A 15,642-nucleotide genomic window follows, 5' to 3' on the forward strand; every position below is an offset into this window, starting at 1 on the left:
CCGAAGACGTCGTGCGCCTTCCCTTCCTGCTCACACTGCCCCGGGTCCTGCGCCACAGCGCCACGATCGGGGCGGACCTGCCGCCGGACGAGGCCGTGGTCGTCGACCCGCCGGACGCGCCGCTGCGGGCGGCACTGGCGGCGGCCACCGCGGGCGACCACGGCCCCGCCCGTGACCTCCTCGCCGCGACCCGCGCGCACGCCCAGTGGGAGCTGAGGGACGGGTACGTCACACGTCTCGCCGAGGCCGCTCTGCACAACCCCGGCTGGCTGGACGCGTGGCTGGACAGGGCGCCCGAGGATCCGGACGCGGCCCTGGTCAAGGCCGAGCTCTGTGTCGACCAGGCCTGGGAGATACGTACCGCGGCCCGCGCCCGGCAGGTCTCGCGCGACCAGTTCCAGGCCTTCTTCGCGCTCCTGGAGGACGCGGCCCCGGTGATCGGCACGGCGGCCGAACTCAATCCGGCCGACCCGGTCCCCTGGCGCATCGCCCTCACCCACGCCCTCGGCAGCCAGGCCCCACGTGCCGTCTTCGACGACTACTGGGCCGAGGCCGTCGCCCGCGATCCGCACCACTACGGCTGCCACACCGCGGCCCTGCAGTACCTGTGCGCGAAGTGGCACGGCTCGCACGAGGAGATGTTCGCCTTCGCCGAGAGCGCGGCGGACACGGCCCCGCCCGGCTCGAAGCTGCACGCGCTGCCGCTGTCGGCGGCGCTGGAGTACGAGGTCCTCACCGCCGGCCCGACGACCGCCTCCGCGGGCCCCGACCCGTTCGCGCCCCGTGTGGCGGCCGCCGTCACCCGCGCCCTGGCCCTCTCCGCCGAATACGCCCCGGGCAGCCGCGAGGCCGCCGGCTTCCGCAACCAGCTGGCCCTGATGCTGCTGCGCCAGGACCGCTGGCACGACGCCCTCGACACGTTCCGCGCCATCGGCACCGCCGCCACCAAGTACCCCTGGGCGTACTTCGGCGACGACCCGCGTCAGGAGTTCCTCGAGACCCGCTCGGGTGTCCGTATCCATGTCGCGACCAGAACCCCGTTCTTCGCCCGTCCCCCGCACCCGCACGCCGTACCGGCCACCGGCTGGACGGCGGACGCCCCCTGCGCGCTCGCGATAGCGGCCGCCCGCCCGGAGGACGTGGCGCAGGCCGCGCTGATGTGCGGCATCTCCCTGCGTACGGCCCCGGCATCGGCGACGCACACGTACATCGAGGCCGTCCCCGACCTCAAGCCGGCCAAACGCTCGGTCCTGTCCACGGAGGACCGGCTGACCACGGCGGCCGACAACTTCACCACGGGCGAGAAGTGGCCGACGCTGGTCCTGCGCCGCACCCCCGAACGCTGCGGCTTCACCGTGTTCCACAAGGGCAGACCACTGGCGGCGCACGAGTGGAACACCACGTCCCCGGCACCGGACCACACCACGGTCGCCGCCACGGCCGCCACCTTGTCCCGGCTCTTCGCGGTCGCGGACCCGCGCCCCCTGAGCCACATCCTCCGCTCCACCGGCAATCCGCCCCGGCACCAGTCGGACCTGCTGGCCGCCCTCGCCCTCCCGGCGCTCCCCGCGGACTTCGGCACCCGCCCGGAGGTCCTGGACACCCTCCCCGGCAACCGGGTCCTCACCCGCCGCGGACTGCTCGCCGGGATGCGCGACACGATGACGACGCAGGACGGCAGCCACCCACCGGCCCCCGGCGCCTACGAACCCCGCACGGCCCGCTGGTGGCTGCTGCGCGCCGTGGGCCTGCCGCTGTTCACAGCGGCCGCGGCCTACGCCTGGTGGAACCCGGACATCGGCCCGGTGCGGTCGACGCTGTCGACGCTCACCGCGCTGTTCCTGGCAGGACAGCTGACAGCAGCATGGCGCCGACGGCGGGCACACGCGGGGAAGACGCCCCGCTGAGCCCGGTCCGCCTCAGCAGCATCCGCGCCCCGGCAGCGACCGCACATTGCGCGCCTCCTTGTTGCGCGCGGCGAGCAACTCATCGGCCGGGTAGGCGACTTCCTCGAGCGTCAGGCCGTGCGGCCGCACCACATGCACCCCTGGATCCCGCACCCCGGCAGCCAGCACCTGGGCGGGCCACGGGTCGGGGCGGCGGCCGTCGCCCACGAACAGCATCGCCCCTACCAGTGCACGCACCATGTTGTGGCAGAAGGCATCGGCCTGCACGGTCCCCGTGACGACTCCCGACTCCGCGTCCCGTACCCAACTCAGCTTCTGCAGCGTACGGATGGTCGTCGCGCCCTCGCGCTTCTTGCAGTACGCGGCGAAGTCGTGCTCCCCGAGCATCCGGGCCGACGCCGCATTCATCGCGTCCACATCCAACGGCCGGTCGTGCCAGAGCACATGACCACGCGTCAACGGGTCGGCCCCACCGGGCCGGTCGGAGATCCGGTACGCGTAGCGCCGCCACAACGCGGAGAAGCGCGCGTTGAACCCCACCGGGGCCTCCGCCACCCGCCAGATGCGTACGTCGGGTGCCATCCGCCCGGCCATCCGCCGCAGCAGCAGCGAGCCGTGCTCGGCCCACACCTCGGCCGGCAGGTCGACGTGCGCGACCTGGCCACGGGCGTGCACCCCGGCGTCGGTGCGCCCGGCGACCGTCAGGTCGTACGTCCGCGACGACCTCGTCACGGTCCGCAGTGCGTCCTCGATCTCCCCCTGCACCGTGCGCCGGGCGGTCTGCTTCGCCCAGCCGGAGAAATCCTTGCCGTCGTACGCCAGGTCCAGCCGTACCCGCACGAACCCGGGCTCTACTTCGTCACTCACCCAACGATCCTCTCAAGCCTGAACATACGGAACGGGCCCGTACCGCCCCGAAGGGTGGTGCGGGCCCGTCCAGTGGTCTCAGAACGCTCAGGCGTCCTTGGACTCCTCCGCCGGAGCGGCGTCCTCGGTGGACTCGGCCGGGGCCGCGTCCTTCTTGAGGGAGTCTTCCTTGACCGCACGCTTCGTCGCGGCCTCGGCCTCACCGGTGGCCTGCTGCGCCACGGTCAGCGCCTCGACCAGCTCGATGACGGCCATCGGGGCGTTGTCGCCACGACGGTTGCCGATCTTGGTGATACGCGTGTAACCACCGGGGCGGTTCTCGTAGCGCGGGGCGATCTCGGTGAAGAGCGTGTGCACGATGCCCTTGTCCGTGATCGACTGCAGAACGAGGCGACGGTTGTGGATGTCGCCCTTCTTCGCCTTGGTGATGAAACGCTCGGCGACCGGACGCAGGCGGCGGGCCTTGGCCTCGGTCGTCGTGATGCGGCCGTGCTCGAACAGCGACTTCGCGAGGTTGTTGAGAAGAAGCTTCTCGTGCGCGGCGCTGCCGCCCAGACGGGCACCCTTTGCGGGACGCGGCATGGTGTTTCTCCTTGTGTGCTGCACCGGCCGTATCAGGTACCGGTGTCAGTTCCCGTGAAGCGGCCGCCTCACGGAAGATCATGGGCCGTCGGGGCTCATCGAGCCCGTCCGGCGATCGAGGCCGGAGCCTCACCCCGGTCCGGGCGCCCGGATATCCGGACGCCCCGACCGGAGGCGTACTAGTACTGCTCGGTCTCGACGAAGCCCGCGTCCGCGTCGTCGTCGGCGCCGAAGGCGTCGGCAGCGGCGGTCGGGTCGAATCCGGGCGGGCTGTCCTTGAGCGCCAGGCCCATGCCGGCCAGCTTCGCCTTGACCTCGTCGATCGACTTCGCACCGAAGTTGCGGATGTCGAGCAGGTCGGCCTCGGAACGAGCGACGAGCTCACCCACGGAGTGGATGCCCTCACGCTTGAGGCAGTTGTACGAACGGACCGTGAGCTCGAGCTCCTCGATCGGCAGCGCCAGATCGGCGGCGAGTGCAGCGTCCGTCGGGGACGGGCCCATGTCGATGCCCTCGGCATCGATGTTGAGCTCGCGCGCCAGACCGAACAGCTCGACCAGGGTCTTACCGGCCGACGCCATGGCGTCACGGGGACGCATGGCCTGCTTGGTCTCGACGTCGACGATCAGCTTGTCGAAGTCGGTGCGCTGCTCGACACGGGTCGCCTCGACCTTGTACGTGACCTTGAGCACCGGCGAGTAGATGGAGTCGACCGGGATACGGCCGATCTCCTGGCCCGCCTGCTTGTTCTGGACGGCGGAGACATAGCCGCGACCGCGCTCGACGGTCAGCTCCATCTCCAGCTTGCCCTTGCTGTTCAGCGTGGCCAGGACCAGGTCCGGGTTGTGGACCTCGACACCGGCCGGCGGGGCGATGTCAGCAGCCGTGACCAGGCCGGGACCCTGCTTGCGCAGGTACATCACGACCGGCTCGTCGTGCTCCGAGGAGACGACCAGCTGCTTGATGTTGAGGATGAGGTCGGTGACGTCCTCCTTGACGCCCGGCACGGTGGTGAACTCGTGCAGGACACCGTCGATCCGGATGCTGGTGACAGCGGCGCCGGGGATCGAGGAGAGGAGCGTACGGCGGAGAGAGTTACCGAGGGTGTAGCCGAAGCCCGGCTCCAGCGGCTCGATCACGAACCGGGAGCGGAACTCGTCAACGACCTCTTCGGTCAGCGAGGGACGCTGAGCGATAAGCATGCTTGGATCCTTCAGTCGTGGGCGCCCACTATTTGACGCCCCCAGATACTGACAAGGGTACGGGCGGCACGACCCGAAAGAGCCGTACCGCCCGGACCCACGAGCTCTTCTACTTGGAGTAGAGCTCGACGATCAGCTGCTCCTGCACCTGGGTGTCGATCACCTGGCGCTCGGGCAGGGAGTGCACGAGGATCCGCATCGTCGACGGCACGGCTTCGAGCCATGCCGGAACGGTGCGCTCGCCGGCCTCGGCCTGGGCCACCTGGAAGGGGGTCAGGGCCTTGGACTTCTGGCGGACCTCGATGACGTCGTTCGCGGCGACGCGGGCCGACGGAATGTCGGTCTTCGTGCCGTTCACGGCGATGTGTCCGTGACGCACCAGCTGACGGGCGTGGTCGCGGGACTTGGCGAAGCCGGCCCGGTAGACCACGTTGTCGAGGCGGGTCTCAAGGATGCGCAGAAGGTTCTCACCGGTCTTGCCGGACTTCTGGTTCGCTTCCTTGTAGTAGTTCACGAACTGCTTTTCAAGGACACCGTAGATCCGCGAGCACTTCTGCTTCTCACGAAGCTGAAGAAGGTACTCGCTGTCCTTGGTGCGCCCGCGTCCGTGCTCACCCGGGGGGTAAGGACGGATCTCGATCGGGCACTTCGCGCTCTCGCACTTGCTGCCCTTAAGGAACAGCTTCTGCTTCTCCCGACGGCAACGCTTGCAGTCGGCCCCGGTGTATCGCGCCATTTTCCAGTTGTCTCCGTTGCTTCAGTGCGTCAGACGCGACGGCGCTTGGGCGGCCGGCATCCGTTGTGCGGAGTGGGGGTGACGTCCTGGATCGAACCGACCTCGAGGCCCGTGGCCTGGAGGGAGCGGATCGCGGTCTCGCGGCCGGAGCCCGGACCCTTCACGAAGACGTCCACCTTGCGCATGCCGTGCTCCTGCGCGCGACGGGCGGCCGACTCGGCGGCCATCTGCGCGGCGAAGGGGGTGGACTTGCGCGAGCCCTTGAAGCCGACGTGACCGGCGGAGGCCCAGGAGATCACGTTGCCCGCGGGGTCCGTGATCGAGACGATCGTGTTGTTGAACGTGCTCTTGATGTGCGCGTGGCCGTGAGCGACGTTCTTCTTTTCCTTGCGACGCACCTTCTTGGCTGCGCCCTGACGACCCTTGGGGGGCATGTCTTGACTCCAGATGGAGAGGGGAGGTGATCGGTCCTACAGCGAAGACCGCTGGATGCTGCAACGGCCCGGGGATCCGGACTGCCGCAGTGCGTCCGCTGAGGACTACTTCTTGCCCGGCTTCTTCTTACCGGCGATCGCGCGACGCGGGCCCTTGCGGGTACGAGCGTTCGTGCTGGTGCGCTGGCCGTGGACCGGCAGACCACGACGGTGGCGGATGCCCTGGTAGCAGCCGATCTCGATCTTGCGGCGGATGTCGCCCTGGATCTCGCGGCGAAGGTCACCCTCGGTGCGGAGGTTGGCGTCCACGTACTCGCGGATCTTGACCAGGTCCTCTTCGGCCAGGTCACGAACGCGGGTGTTCGGGTTCACACCCGTGGTGGCAAGGATCTCCTTGGACCGGGTGCGCCCGATACCGAAGACGTAGGTGAGGGCGACCTCCACGCGCTTTTCGCGCGGGATGTCAACACCTGAAACGCGTGCCATTCAATGGCTCCAGTTGTTATTTCGGGGGTCTTCCGCAGTTCCACTCCCGACCGCCGACCGCTCCGTGGAAGGAGAGGTGGTACGTCCGGGTCCCCGGCCCCCGCCGGAGGTGTCGTCAGCCGTGGCTTGGACGGGCTCTGCGTATGTACGTATTACGTGCGTCGCGCGAAGTGCTGCGAGATGCAGGGGGTCGTGCGTCAGCCCTGGCGCTGCTTGTGGCGCAGGTTGTCGCAGATGACCATGACCCGACCGTGACGGCGGATCACCTTGCACTTGTCGCAGATCTTCTTGACGCTCGGCTTGACCTTCATGGGATGTCAGGTTCTCCGGGTCAGTGCCACCACCCTGCCGAAGCAGGGCGTGGGCAAGATCTACTTGTATCGGTAGACGATCCGGCCACGCGTCAGGTCGTACGGAGAGAGCTCCACCACGACCCGGTCGTCCGGGAGGATACGGATGTAGTGCATCCGCATCTTGCCGGAGATGTGCGCGAGGACCTTGTGACCGTTCTGGAGTTCCACCTTGAACATGGCGTTCGGGAGGGACTCGATCACGGTGCCCTCAATTTCGATGGCACCTTGCTTCTTGGCCACGCTTCGCCTTTCGAATCGGCTACCTTGATCGACCCTCTGCCCCGTATGTGGACACACGGATGCACGAGAGCCGACGAGTCAGTCTACGTCAGCGGACCCCAAAAGACGAATCCGTCAAGTTTGCCCACCGGAGTAGATCCTTAGACCTGCCCGGGCAGGCGTTCTCAGCCCAGCGGTCCGGGGCCGCCTCGCGCGATCAGCCCGGCGGGTCCGGTGCAGTCGCGATGCCTGCCCCTCCCCCACGCGGACCTCACGGGTTCGGGGCCGGGCGCCTCACGGGCTTCGGCCCACTGCCCCGGAATCCGTCCGCCGGATCGGCGATCAGCCCAGCGGGTCCGGTGCCGCCTCGATGCCGTACTGCGCAAGCTTCGCGCGGCCGCAGTCGGGGGCAGTCAGGACCAGGGGACCCTGCTCAGTGAGGGCGATCGAGTGCTCCCAGTGGGAGGACCAGGTGCCGTCCGTCGTGATGACCGTCCAGTCGTCCTGCAGCACCTCGGTCTGCGCCGTACCGAGCGAGACCATCGGCTCGATCGCCAGGCAGACTCCGGGCACGAGCTTGATGCCCTTGCCGCGCTTGCGCGCGACATAGTTCAGCAGGTGCGGGTCCATGTGCATCTCGGTGCCGATGCCGTGGCCGCCGTAGTCCTCGATGATCCCGTACTTGCCGGTGGCCGGGCGGGGCTGGCGGCGGATGTAGGACTCGATCGCCTTCGAGATGTCGACGAGGCGGTTGTTCACCTTCATCGCGGCGATCCCGGCCCACATGGACTCCTCGGTCACCCGGGACAGCTCGATGAGCTCCGGAGCGTGACCGGTACCGACGAACGCGGTGTACGCGGCGTCGCCGTGCCAGCCGTCGACGATGGCGCCGGCGTCGATGGAGATGATGTCGCCGTCCTTGAGGACGGTCTTGTCGTCCGGGATGCCGTGGACGACGACCTCGTTGACCGAGGTGCAGATGGTCGCGGGGAACCCGCCGTACCCGAGGAAGTTCGACTTCGCACCGTGGTCGGCGATCACCTTGCGCGCGACCTGGTCCAGGTCCTGGGTCGTGGCGCCGGGCACCGCCGCTTCCCGCGTGGCCGCGTGAATGGCAGCGACCACCAGCCCCGCCTCACGCATCTTCGCGATCTGCTCGGGGGTCTTGATCTGCACCATTGCGCGGCGCCTCTCTGCATCGGACGGGTATCGAAGGGTGACGGGTGCTGCGGCGTACTCCACGATACGGCGCAAACAGAGCCGGCCGCGGCGCCCAAGGACGCCGCGGCCGGCCGTACAGCTACTACGGGTGTTTGCTCAGTCCTCGCCGGACTTCTTGAGGGCTTCCATCGCCCGCTCGGTCACGTCCGTGACCTTGCCGAGCGCGGAGATCGTGACCACCAGGCCCTGGGACCGGTAGTAGTCGATGATCGGCTCGGTCTGCGTGTGGTAGACCTCGAGCCGGGTACGGACCGTGTCCTCGGTGTCGTCGTCACGCTGGTACAGCTCGCCGCCGCAGACGTCGCAGACGCCCTCGGTCTTCGGCTGGTTGTACGTGACGTGGAAGACGTGCGAGCCGTCGTTCCGGCAGATGCGGCGGCCGGCAATACGCTTGACCACCTCGTCCTCGGGGACCTCCAGGTCCAGGACCGCGTCCAGCTTGGCGCCCTCGTCCTTGAGCATCGCGTCAAGGGCTTCGGCCTGTCCCACGTTGCGGGGGAAGCCGTCGAGCAGGAAACCGTTCGCGGCGTCCGGCTGGGCCATGCGGTCCTTGGCCATCCCGATGGTGACCTCGTCCGGCACCAGTTGGCCTGCGTCCATGTAGGCGCGGGCCTGCTTGCCAAGGTCAGTGCCCTGGCTGATGTTGGCGCGGAAGAGGTCGCCCGTGGAGATCTGCGGAATCGACAGGTTCTTGGCAAGGTACGCAGCCTGCGTTCCCTTGCCGGCACCGGGCGGCCCGACGAGGACGATTCGCATCAGCGGAGGAACCCTTCGTAATTGCGCTGCTGGAGCTGACTCTCAATCTGCTTCACGGTCTCCAGACCCACACCCACGATGATGAGGATGCTCGTCCCGCCGAACGGGAAGTTCTGGTTAGCGCCACCGAAGCCTGCCAACGCCATCGTCGGCACCAGAGCGATCAGACCCAGGTACAGCGAGCCCGGCCAAGTGATCCTGTTGAGCACGTAGCTCAGGTACTCGGCAGTAGGTCGACCAGCCCGGATACCCGGGATGAAGCCACCATACTTCTTCATGTTGTCGGCGACTTCCTCGGGGTTGAACGAAATCGCCACATAGAAGAAGGCGAAGAAGACGATCAACAGGAAGTACGCCGTGATGTAGTACGGGTGGTCGCCCTTGACGAAGTGGTCCTTGATCCATGTGGCCCAGCCCGCCGTGGAGTTGGAGAACTGGACGATCAGGGCCGGGATGTAGAGCAGCGAAGAAGCGAAGATGACGGGAATCACACCCGCCTGATTCACCTTCAGCGGGATGTACGTGGACGTACCCCCGTAGGACCTGCGGCCGATCATGCGCTTCGCGTACTGGACCGGAATCCGGCGCTGGGCCTGCTCGACGAAGACCACGAGGGCCACCATCACGAAGCCGACCAGGATGACGGTGCCGAACTCGATCCAGCCGTCGGCCAGCTTGCCGCTCTGCTTGATGGCCCACAGGGCGCCGGGGAAGCTGGCGGCGATCGAGATGAACATCAGGATCGACATGCCGTTGCCGATGCCGCGGTCGGTGATGAGCTCACCGAGCCACATGACGGCGGCGGTGCCCGCGGTCATCGTGACCACCATGACGATGGTCGTGAAGATCGAGTGGTTCGGGACGATCTGGTCGGCGACCGGGCAGCCGCTGAACAGCGCGCCGCTGGTGGCGGTGGCCACCAGGCCGGTGCCCTGGAGGATGGCGAGCGCGACGGTCAGATAACGCGTGTACTGCGTGATCTTGGCCTGGCCGGACTGCCCCTCCTTCTTGAGCGCCTCGAGTCGGGGAATGACCACGGTCAGCAGCTGAAGAATGATGCTGGCCGTGATGTACGGCATGATGCCGAGCGCGAAGATCGTGATCTGCAGCAGTGCACCACCGCTGAACATGTTCACCAGGCCGAAGAGGCTGTTGTTGCCCTTACTTGCCTGGTCAACACAGGTCTGGACGTTCTCGTAGCTCACTCCCGGTACCGGGATGTGTGCCCCGAGCCGGTAGAGCACGATGATGCCGAGCGTGAAGAGCAGCTTCTTGCGCAGGTCGGGCGTCTTGAACGCCCGGGCGAACGCGGTGAGCACGGTGCCTCCTGCGACCCCCGCGCAGAGCGAGAGGTGACGGTCTTGAGGATCGACGAATACGAAACAGTCAAAGATTCCCGGGCGTCTGCCCAGGGGTTACCACAGCAACAGTGCTGGCCACCTTACCGGCGACCATGCCCACCTAGGAACGACCAACCGGGGATGCCCCAAATAAGAGGCATCCCCGGTCGGATGTTCAGGCCATCGAGTTGTCCGAGTTGTCTCAGACGAGCTCAGTGACGGTGCCGCCGGCGGCGGCAATCTTCTCCTTGGCGGAGCCGGAGACGGCGTCAACCGAAACCTGCAGCGCCACGGAGATCTCGCCCTGTCCGAGGACCTTGACGAGGTGGTTGTTGCGCACCGCACCCTTGGCGACCAGGTCGGCCACGGTGACCTCTCCACCCTCGGGGTAGAGCGTCGCGAGCTTGTCCAGGTTCACGACCTGGTACTCGGTGCGGAACGGGTTCTTGAAGCCCTTGAGCTTCGGGAGACGCATGTGGAGGGGCATCTGGCCACCCTCGAAGCGCTCCGGAACCTGGTAGCGGGCCTTCGTGCCCTTGGTACCACGACCAGCGGTCTTACCCTTGGACGCCTCACCACGACCCACACGGGTCTTGGCGGTCTTGGCGCCCGGGGCAGGCCGGAGGTCGTGAGCCTTCAGCGGCTTGTTCTCCGCCATGTCAGTCGACCTCCTCAACCGTCACGAGGTGGCGGACGGTGTGAGCCATGCCGCGGAACTCGGGACGGTCCTCCTTGACAACCACGTCGTTCAGGCGCTTGAGCCCGAGCGAACGAAGGGTGTCGCGGTGGTTCTGCTTGCTGCCGATGTACGACTTCGTCTGCGTGATCTTGAGGCGAGCCATTACGCACCCGCTCCCGCACGTGCACGAAGCAGAGCCGCGGGGGCGACGTCCTCGAGGGGCAGACCACGGCGAGCCGCGATCTCCTCGGGACGCTGCAGGCCCTTGAGGGCCGCCACGGTCGCGTGCACGATGTTGATCGCGTTGTCGGAGCCGAGCGACTTCGACAGGATGTCGTGAACGCCGGCGCACTCCAGAACGGCGCGCACCGGGCCACCGGCGATAACACCGGTACCGGGGGAAGCAGGCTTCAGCAGGACGACGCCCGCAGCCTTCTCGCCCTGGATCGGGTGAGGAATGGTGCCCTGGATACGCGGAACCTTGAAGAAGTTCTTCTTGGCTTCTTCCACGCCCTTGGCAATGGCCGCGGGAACTTCCTTGGCCTTGCCGTAACCGACACCGACGGTGCCGTCACCATCGCCCACCACGACCAGCGCGGTGAAGCTGAAGCGACGACCACCCTTCACAACCTTGGCGACGCGGTTGATCGCGACAACGCGCTCAACGTACGCGGTCTTCTCGGCGGCAGCTGCGCCGCCGTCACGGCCCTTCCGGTCCCGCCGCTCGCCGCCACCGGCACCGCTTCCGCGGCGCTGGGGTCCAGCCATTGGATTTACCTCTCTCTGTTACGTCCGCTGTGCGTAGGAACCGGGGCTTAGAACTTCAGCCCGGCTTCACGGGCGGCGTCAGCCAGAGCGGCAATCCGCCCGGCGTACTGGTTGCCACCGCGGTCAAACACGACGGCCTCGACGCCTGCAGCCTTGGCACGCTCGGCGACCAGGGCGCCGACCTGCTTGGCCTGGGCGCTCTTGTCACCCTCGCCACCACGGATGGACACGTCCAGGGTCGACGCCGACGCGAGCGTGTGGCCCGCGATGTCGTCGATCACCTGAGCGACCATGTGGCGGTTGGAACGCGTCACGACCAAGCGGGGACGCTCCGGCGAACCGGAGATGTGCTTGCGGACGCGAATGTGGCGACGCTTGAGGGCAGCGCGCTTGTACGCGTCGCCCTTGGCGATCTTTACGCCGTATGCCATGGCTACTTACCAGCCTTTCCGACCTTGCGGCGGATGACCTCGCCGGCGTACTTGACGCCCTTGGCCTTGTACGGGTCAGGCTTCCGCAGCTTGCGGATCTTGGCCGCGGTCTCGCCGACCTTCTGCTTGTCGATGCCCTCGACGGAGAACTTCGTGGGGGACTCCACCTTGAAGGTGATGCCCTCCGGGGCCTCGATCAGGATCGGGTGGCTGTAGCCCAGGGCGAACTCCAGGTTGGAGCCCTTCGCCTGGACTCGGTAACCGACACCACTGATCTCGAGCGCCTTGGTGTATCCCTGGGTCACACCGGTGATCATGTTCGCCACCAGCGTGCGGGACAGGCCGTGAAGGGCCTTGTTCTGACGCTCGTCGTTCGGGCGGACGACGTTCAGAACGCCGTCCTCACCCTTGGTGACCTCGATCGGCGACGCAACGGTGTGCGAGAGGGTGCCCTTGGGGCCCTTCACCGCGACCGTACGGCCATCGATGGTGACGTCCACACCGGCGGGAACCTGGATGGGGAGCTTGCCGATTCGCGACATGAGCTATTCCTCCGTTCCCGACTACCAGACGTAGGCGAGGACTTCCCCACCTACGCCCTTCTTCTGAGCCTGCTGGCCGGTCAGGAGACCGTGGGACGTGGAGATGATCGCCACGCCCAGGCCGCCGAGGACCTTCGGCAGGTTGGTGGACTTTGCGTATACACGCAGACCCGGCTTCGAGATTCGCTTGATGCCGGCGATCGAGCGCTCGCGGTTCGGGCCGAACTTCAGCTCGAGGACGAGGTTCTTGCCGACCTCGGCGTCCTCGACCTTCCAGCCGGTGATGAAGCCCTCCTGCTGGAGGATCTCCGCGATGTGCGACTTGATCTTGCTGTGCGGCATCACGACGGAGTCGTGGTACGCCGAGTTCGCGTTACGCAGACGCGTGAGCATGTCTGCGATGGGATCAGTCATGGTCATGAATTGGCCTTCGGCCTCTCTCGCCGGGGTTTCCTGTATGCGCCATCCCTCTCCCCACTCAGTGGCGGGACGGGTGCGGTGCGGGGACCTACGGCGTAGTAAGTCGGTCTTGGGCGGCAGGCGCCCAACCCCACAAGCCTACGGCATGTGAGGCCGGGCTCCTGCCGACCAGATGCTTACCGAGAGCTTCCGTCAATTCCCAACGCCCGGAGGGCGAAGGAGAATTACCAGGAACTCTTGGTCACGCCCGGCAGCTCGCCACGGTGAGCCATCTCACGAAGGCACACGCGGCACAGGCCGAACTTGCGGTAGACGGAGTGGGGCCGGCCGCAGCGCTGGCAGCGGGTGTACCCGCGAACGCCGAACTTCGGCTTACGGGCGGCCTTAGCGATCAGAGCCTTCTTCGCCACGGTCAGTTCTCCTTGAACGGGAAGCCGAGGTGACGAAGGAGGGCACGACCCTCGTCGTCATTGGTCGCCGTGGTGACCACGGTGATGTCCATGCCCCGGACCCGGTCGATCTTGTCCTGGTCGATCTCGTGGAACATGACCTGCTCCGTGAGACCGAAGGTGTAGTTGCCACGGCCGTCGAACTGCTTCGGCGACAGGCCACGGAAGTCACGGATACGCGGCAGCGCGAGCGACAGCGTACGGTCCAGGAACTCCCACATCCGGTCACCACGGAGGGTGACGTGGCAGCCGATCGGCTGACCCTCACGCAGCTTGAACTGCGCGATGGACTTGCGGGCCTTGGTGACGGCCGGCTTCTGGCCGGTGATCGTGGTGAGGTCGCGCACGGCGCCATCGATCAGCTTGGAGTCGCGGGCGGCGTCGCCCACACCCATGTTGACCACGATCTTGACCAGACCGGGAACCTGCATGACGTTCTCGTACGAGAACTCCTCACGCAGCTTGCCGGCGATTTCCTCGCGGTAGCGCGTCTTCAGACGCGGCGCAGTGGTGGCAGTCATCAGATGTCCTCACCGGTCCGCTTGGCAACGCGGATCTTGTTGCCCTCGTCGTCAAAGCGGTAGCCGACGCGGGTGACGACCTTGTTGCCGTCCTTCTCCACGACCAGCTGCACGTTGCTGACGTGAATCGGGGCCTCGGTGGTCACGATGCCGCCGGTCTGCGAACCGCGAGCCGTCTGACCGGCCTTGGTGTGCTTCTTGACCCGGTTGACACCCTCGACGAGGACGCGGTCCTGAGCGGGGTAGGCCACGATGACCTTGCCCTGCTTGCCCTTGTCCTTACCGGTGATGACCTGAACCAGGTCGCCCTTCTTGATCTTCATGCTTACAGCACCTCCGGCGCGAGCGAGATGATCTTCATGAACTTCTTCTCGCGCAGCTCACGGCCCACCGGGCCGAAGATACGGGTGCCGCGGGGGTCGCCGTCGTTCTTCAGAATGACGGCGGCGTTCTCGTCGAAGCGGATGTACGAGCCATCCTGACGACGACGCTCCTTGACGGTGCGAACGATGACGGCCTTGACGACGTCACCCTTCTTCACGTTGCCACCGGGGATCGCGTCCTTGACGGTGGCGACGATGACGTCACCGATGCCCGCGTAGCGGCGACCCGAACCACCGAGAACACGGATGGTGAGGATTTCCTTCGCACCCGTGTTGTCGGCGACGCGAAGTCGCGACTCCTGCTGGATCACGTCTATCTCCTGATCGTCTGCCGGTTCCCGGCGGGGTTCGGACCTTGTTGGGTGCGAACCCCACCGAGCCTGGCGGAACTTGCCTGAGGGGAGTGCCCCTCAGGAATTACTTGGCCTTCTCGAGGATCTCGACGACGCGCCAACGCTTCGAGGCGGACAGCGGCCGGGTCTCCATGAGGAGGACACGGTCGCCGACGCCGGCGGCGTTCTGCTCGTCGTGCGCCTTGAGCTTGTTCGTACGGCGGATGACCTTGCCGTACAGCGCGTGCTTGACACGGTCCTCGACAGCGACGACGACGGTCTTGTCCATCTTGTCGCTGACGACCAGACCCTCACGGGTCTTGCGGAAACCGCGGTCGGTGTTCGTCTCAGTCACAGTCTTCTCGCTCATCAGGCGCTCTCCACCGTCTCGATGCCCAGCTCGCGCTCGCGCATCAGGGTGTAGATCCGGGCGATGTCCTTACGGACGGACTTGAGCCGGCCGTGGTTCTCGAGCTGACCGGTCGCCGCCTGAAAGCGGAGATTGAACAGCTCTTCCTTGGCCTCGCGGAGCTTGTTGAGGAGCTCCTCGTTGCCCAGCTCGCGCAGCTCGGACGCCTTGGTACCGGCCGACATCACGACTCACCTGCCTCGCGCCGAACGATCCGGCACTTCATCGGAAGCTTGTGAGCAGCGCGGGTAAGCGCCTCACGAGCAATCTTCTCGTTCGGGTAGGACAGCTCGAACATCACCCGACCGGGCTTGACGTTCGCGATCCACCACTCGGGAGAACCCTTACCGGAACCCATGCGGGTCTCGGCAGGCTTCTTCGTCAGGGGGCGGTCCGGGTAGATGTTGATCCAGACCTTGCCGCCACGCTTGATGTGGCGGGTCATCGCGATACGAGCTGCCTCGATCTGGCGGTTCGTCACATACGCCGGGGTCAGCGCCTGGATGCCGTACTCGCCGAACGCAACCTGCGTGCCACCCTTGGACATACCGCTGCGCTTCGGGTGGTGCTGCTTGCGGTGCTTGACCCTACGGGGGATCAGCATT

Annotated in this window: 25 protein-coding genes; 1 reads left to right on the forward strand and 24 read right to left on the reverse strand. The window is 66.6% G+C overall.

All coding sequences use genetic code 11. The features are described from left to right. Window positions 1-11 precede the first annotated feature (11 nt). Entirely contained in the window at window positions 12-1,907 is a 1,896-nt protein-coding gene (locus OG963_RS19945) for a hypothetical protein (protein ID WP_093930855.1), read from the forward strand. Between the two features lie 12 nt (window positions 1,908-1,919). On the opposite strand, the gene truA is transcribed toward OG963_RS19945, so the two are convergent. From truA to rplP, 24 genes are all read right to left on the reverse strand, one after another. Next, entirely contained in the window at window positions 1,920-2,774 is an 855-nt protein-coding gene (gene truA / locus OG963_RS19950) for a tRNA pseudouridine(38-40) synthase TruA (protein WP_093773278.1), read from the reverse strand. An 87-nt stretch (window positions 2,775-2,861) separates the two neighbouring features. Continuing rightward, complete coding sequence (gene rplQ, locus OG963_RS19955; protein WP_030914180.1) at window positions 2,862-3,356, reverse strand: 50S ribosomal protein L17; 495 nt, start codon at window positions 3,354-3,356, stop codon at window positions 2,862-2,864. 179 nt (window positions 3,357-3,535) lie between these two features. Continuing rightward, window positions 3,536-4,558, reverse strand: coding sequence for a DNA-directed RNA polymerase subunit alpha (locus tag OG963_RS19960; RefSeq protein WP_030914177.1), 1,023 nt, complete (start codon window positions 4,556-4,558; stop codon window positions 3,536-3,538). Between the two features lie 109 nt (window positions 4,559-4,667). After that, window positions 4,668-5,294 carry a 30S ribosomal protein S4 gene (rpsD, locus tag OG963_RS19965; RefSeq protein WP_030914174.1) on the reverse strand — a complete coding sequence of 209 codons (627 nt, stop codon included), beginning with the start codon at window positions 5,292-5,294 and terminating at the stop codon, window positions 4,668-4,670. A gap of 29 nt (window positions 5,295-5,323) precedes the next feature. After that, the gene (rpsK, locus tag OG963_RS19970; RefSeq protein ID WP_006376016.1) at window positions 5,324-5,728 is read right to left on the reverse strand and encodes a 30S ribosomal protein S11; all 405 of its coding nucleotides are present in this window, start codon (window positions 5,726-5,728) and stop codon (window positions 5,324-5,326) included. A gap of 105 nt (window positions 5,729-5,833) precedes the next feature. After that, window positions 5,834-6,214, reverse strand: a complete 381-nt coding sequence (gene rpsM, locus OG963_RS19975; protein WP_014047799.1) for a 30S ribosomal protein S13 — start codon at window positions 6,212-6,214, stop codon at window positions 5,834-5,836. Window positions 6,215-6,411: 197 nt separating this feature from the next. Then, window positions 6,412-6,525, reverse strand: a complete 114-nt coding sequence (rpmJ, locus tag OG963_RS19980; protein ID WP_003956441.1) for a 50S ribosomal protein L36 — start codon at window positions 6,523-6,525, stop codon at window positions 6,412-6,414. A 60-nt stretch (window positions 6,526-6,585) separates the two neighbouring features. Then, window positions 6,586-6,807, reverse strand: coding sequence for a translation initiation factor IF-1 (gene infA, locus OG963_RS19985; protein ID WP_003956442.1), 222 nt, complete (start codon window positions 6,805-6,807; stop codon window positions 6,586-6,588). 321 nt (window positions 6,808-7,128) lie between these two features. After that, a complete protein-coding gene (gene map, locus OG963_RS19990; protein ID WP_093773280.1) occupies window positions 7,129-7,965 on the reverse strand; it encodes a type I methionyl aminopeptidase in 837 nt (278 codons plus the stop codon). 138 nt (window positions 7,966-8,103) lie between these two features. Further along, window positions 8,104-8,763, reverse strand: coding sequence for an adenylate kinase (locus OG963_RS19995; protein ID WP_030914161.1), 660 nt, complete (start codon window positions 8,761-8,763; stop codon window positions 8,104-8,106). Further along, window positions 8,763-10,082: a preprotein translocase subunit SecY gene (gene secY / locus OG963_RS20000; protein ID WP_030914158.1), complete on the reverse strand. Its 1,320-nt coding sequence runs from the start codon at window positions 10,080-10,082 to the stop codon at window positions 8,763-8,765. The genes OG963_RS19995 and secY overlap by 1 nt, the downstream gene beginning before the upstream one ends. 223 nt (window positions 10,083-10,305) lie before the next feature. Next, complete coding sequence (gene rplO, locus OG963_RS20005; RefSeq protein ID WP_018550610.1) at window positions 10,306-10,761, reverse strand: 50S ribosomal protein L15; 456 nt, start codon at window positions 10,759-10,761, stop codon at window positions 10,306-10,308. A gap of 1 nt (window position 10,762) precedes the next feature. Continuing rightward, a complete protein-coding gene (rpmD, locus tag OG963_RS20010; RefSeq protein WP_030914154.1) occupies window positions 10,763-10,945 on the reverse strand; it encodes a 50S ribosomal protein L30 in 183 nt (60 codons plus the stop codon). Continuing rightward, the gene (rpsE, locus tag OG963_RS20015; protein ID WP_030914151.1) at window positions 10,945-11,550 is read right to left on the reverse strand and encodes a 30S ribosomal protein S5; all 606 of its coding nucleotides are present in this window, start codon (window positions 11,548-11,550) and stop codon (window positions 10,945-10,947) included. The genes rpmD and rpsE overlap by 1 nt, the downstream gene beginning before the upstream one ends. Before the next feature lie 47 nt (window positions 11,551-11,597). Then, entirely contained in the window at window positions 11,598-11,981 is a 384-nt protein-coding gene (gene rplR / locus OG963_RS20020; protein ID WP_030914149.1) for a 50S ribosomal protein L18, read from the reverse strand. Between the two features lie 2 nt (window positions 11,982-11,983). Further along, window positions 11,984-12,523: a 50S ribosomal protein L6 gene (rplF, locus tag OG963_RS20025; protein ID WP_030914145.1), complete on the reverse strand. Its 540-nt coding sequence runs from the start codon at window positions 12,521-12,523 to the stop codon at window positions 11,984-11,986. A gap of 21 nt (window positions 12,524-12,544) precedes the next feature. After that, window positions 12,545-12,943: a 30S ribosomal protein S8 gene (gene rpsH / locus OG963_RS20030; RefSeq protein WP_005313538.1), complete on the reverse strand. Its 399-nt coding sequence runs from the start codon at window positions 12,941-12,943 to the stop codon at window positions 12,545-12,547. A 224-nt stretch (window positions 12,944-13,167) separates the two neighbouring features. Further along, window positions 13,168-13,353, reverse strand: a complete 186-nt coding sequence (locus tag OG963_RS20035; RefSeq protein ID WP_003948630.1) for a type Z 30S ribosomal protein S14 — start codon at window positions 13,351-13,353, stop codon at window positions 13,168-13,170. A 2-nt stretch (window positions 13,354-13,355) separates the two neighbouring features. After that, window positions 13,356-13,913, reverse strand: a complete 558-nt coding sequence (gene rplE, locus OG963_RS20040) for a 50S ribosomal protein L5 (RefSeq protein ID WP_006126888.1) — start codon at window positions 13,911-13,913, stop codon at window positions 13,356-13,358. Next, complete coding sequence (rplX, locus tag OG963_RS20045; protein ID WP_003966949.1) at window positions 13,913-14,236, reverse strand: 50S ribosomal protein L24; 324 nt, start codon at window positions 14,234-14,236, stop codon at window positions 13,913-13,915. The genes rplE and rplX overlap by 1 nt, the downstream gene beginning before the upstream one ends. A 2-nt stretch (window positions 14,237-14,238) precedes the next feature. Beyond that, window positions 14,239-14,607, reverse strand: coding sequence for a 50S ribosomal protein L14 (gene rplN / locus OG963_RS20050; protein WP_003966950.1), 369 nt, complete (start codon window positions 14,605-14,607; stop codon window positions 14,239-14,241). A gap of 106 nt (window positions 14,608-14,713) precedes the next feature. Beyond that, window positions 14,714-14,998, reverse strand: coding sequence for a 30S ribosomal protein S17 (gene rpsQ, locus OG963_RS20055; protein WP_030914142.1), 285 nt, complete (start codon window positions 14,996-14,998; stop codon window positions 14,714-14,716). Then, window positions 14,998-15,222, reverse strand: coding sequence for a 50S ribosomal protein L29 (gene rpmC, locus OG963_RS20060; protein ID WP_015035581.1), 225 nt, complete (start codon window positions 15,220-15,222; stop codon window positions 14,998-15,000). Before rpmC ends, rpsQ begins: the two co-directional genes overlap by 1 nt. After that, on the reverse strand, window positions 15,222-15,641 hold the full coding sequence (gene rplP / locus OG963_RS20065) for a 50S ribosomal protein L16 (protein ID WP_014047785.1): 420 nt from the start codon (window positions 15,639-15,641) through the stop codon (window positions 15,222-15,224). The genes rpmC and rplP overlap by 1 nt, the downstream gene beginning before the upstream one ends. Between the last annotated feature and the right edge of the window lies 1 nt (window position 15,642).

The organism is Streptomyces sp. NBC_01707 (assembly GCF_041438805.1).
Lineage (GTDB): Bacteria > Actinomycetota > Actinomycetes > Streptomycetales > Streptomycetaceae > Streptomyces.

Bases quoted from the DNA above. Each gene is read 5' to 3' on its own strand.
- OG963_RS19960 (WP_030914177.1), bottom strand. From the start codon at position 4,558: ATGCTTATCGCTCAGCGTCCCTCGCTGACCGAAGAGGTCGTTGACGAG.
- rplF (WP_030914145.1), bottom strand. From the start codon at position 12,523: ATGTCGCGAATCGGCAAGCTCCCCATCCAGGTTCCCGCCGGTGTGGAC.
- rpsM (WP_014047799.1), bottom strand. From the start codon at position 6,214: ATGGCACGCGTTTCAGGTGTTGACATCCCGCGCGAAAAGCGCGTGGAG.
- rplO (WP_018550610.1), bottom strand. From the start codon at position 10,761: ATGGCGGAGAACAAGCCGCTGAAGGCTCACGACCTCCGGCCTGCCCCG.
- rpmD (WP_030914154.1), bottom strand. From the start codon at position 10,945: ATGGCTCGCCTCAAGATCACGCAGACGAAGTCGTACATCGGCAGCAAG.
- rpsQ (WP_030914142.1), bottom strand. From the start codon at position 14,998: ATGAGCGAGAAGACTGTGACTGAGACGAACACCGACCGCGGTTTCCGC.
- rpsD (WP_030914174.1), bottom strand. From the start codon at position 5,294: ATGGCGCGATACACCGGGGCCGACTGCAAGCGTTGCCGTCGGGAGAAG.
- rplE (WP_006126888.1), bottom strand. From the start codon at position 13,913: ATGACTGCCACCACTGCGCCGCGTCTGAAGACGCGCTACCGCGAGGAA.
- rpsK (WP_006376016.1), bottom strand. From the start codon at position 5,728: ATGCCCCCCAAGGGTCGTCAGGGCGCAGCCAAGAAGGTGCGTCGCAAG.
- rplR (WP_030914149.1), bottom strand. From the start codon at position 11,981: ATGGCATACGGCGTAAAGATCGCCAAGGGCGACGCGTACAAGCGCGCT.
- rplQ (WP_030914180.1), bottom strand. From the start codon at position 3,356: ATGCCGCGTCCCGCAAAGGGTGCCCGTCTGGGCGGCAGCGCCGCGCAC.
- map (WP_093773280.1), bottom strand. From the start codon at position 7,965: ATGGTGCAGATCAAGACCCCCGAGCAGATCGCGAAGATGCGTGAGGCG.
- rpmC (WP_015035581.1), bottom strand. From the start codon at position 15,222: ATGTCGGCCGGTACCAAGGCGTCCGAGCTGCGCGAGCTGGGCAACGAG.
- rpmJ (WP_003956441.1), bottom strand. From the start codon at position 6,525: ATGAAGGTCAAGCCGAGCGTCAAGAAGATCTGCGACAAGTGCAAGGTG.
- rpsH (WP_005313538.1), bottom strand. From the start codon at position 12,943: ATGACCATGACTGATCCCATCGCAGACATGCTCACGCGTCTGCGTAAC.
- rplP (WP_014047785.1), bottom strand. From the start codon at position 15,641: ATGCTGATCCCCCGTAGGGTCAAGCACCGCAAGCAGCACCACCCGAAG.
- OG963_RS19995 (WP_030914161.1), bottom strand. From the start codon at position 8,763: ATGCGAATCGTCCTCGTCGGGCCGCCCGGTGCCGGCAAGGGAACGCAG.
- rplX (WP_003966949.1), bottom strand. From the start codon at position 14,236: ATGAAGATCAAGAAGGGCGACCTGGTTCAGGTCATCACCGGTAAGGAC.
- rpsE (WP_030914151.1), bottom strand. From the start codon at position 11,550: ATGGCTGGACCCCAGCGCCGCGGAAGCGGTGCCGGTGGCGGCGAGCGG.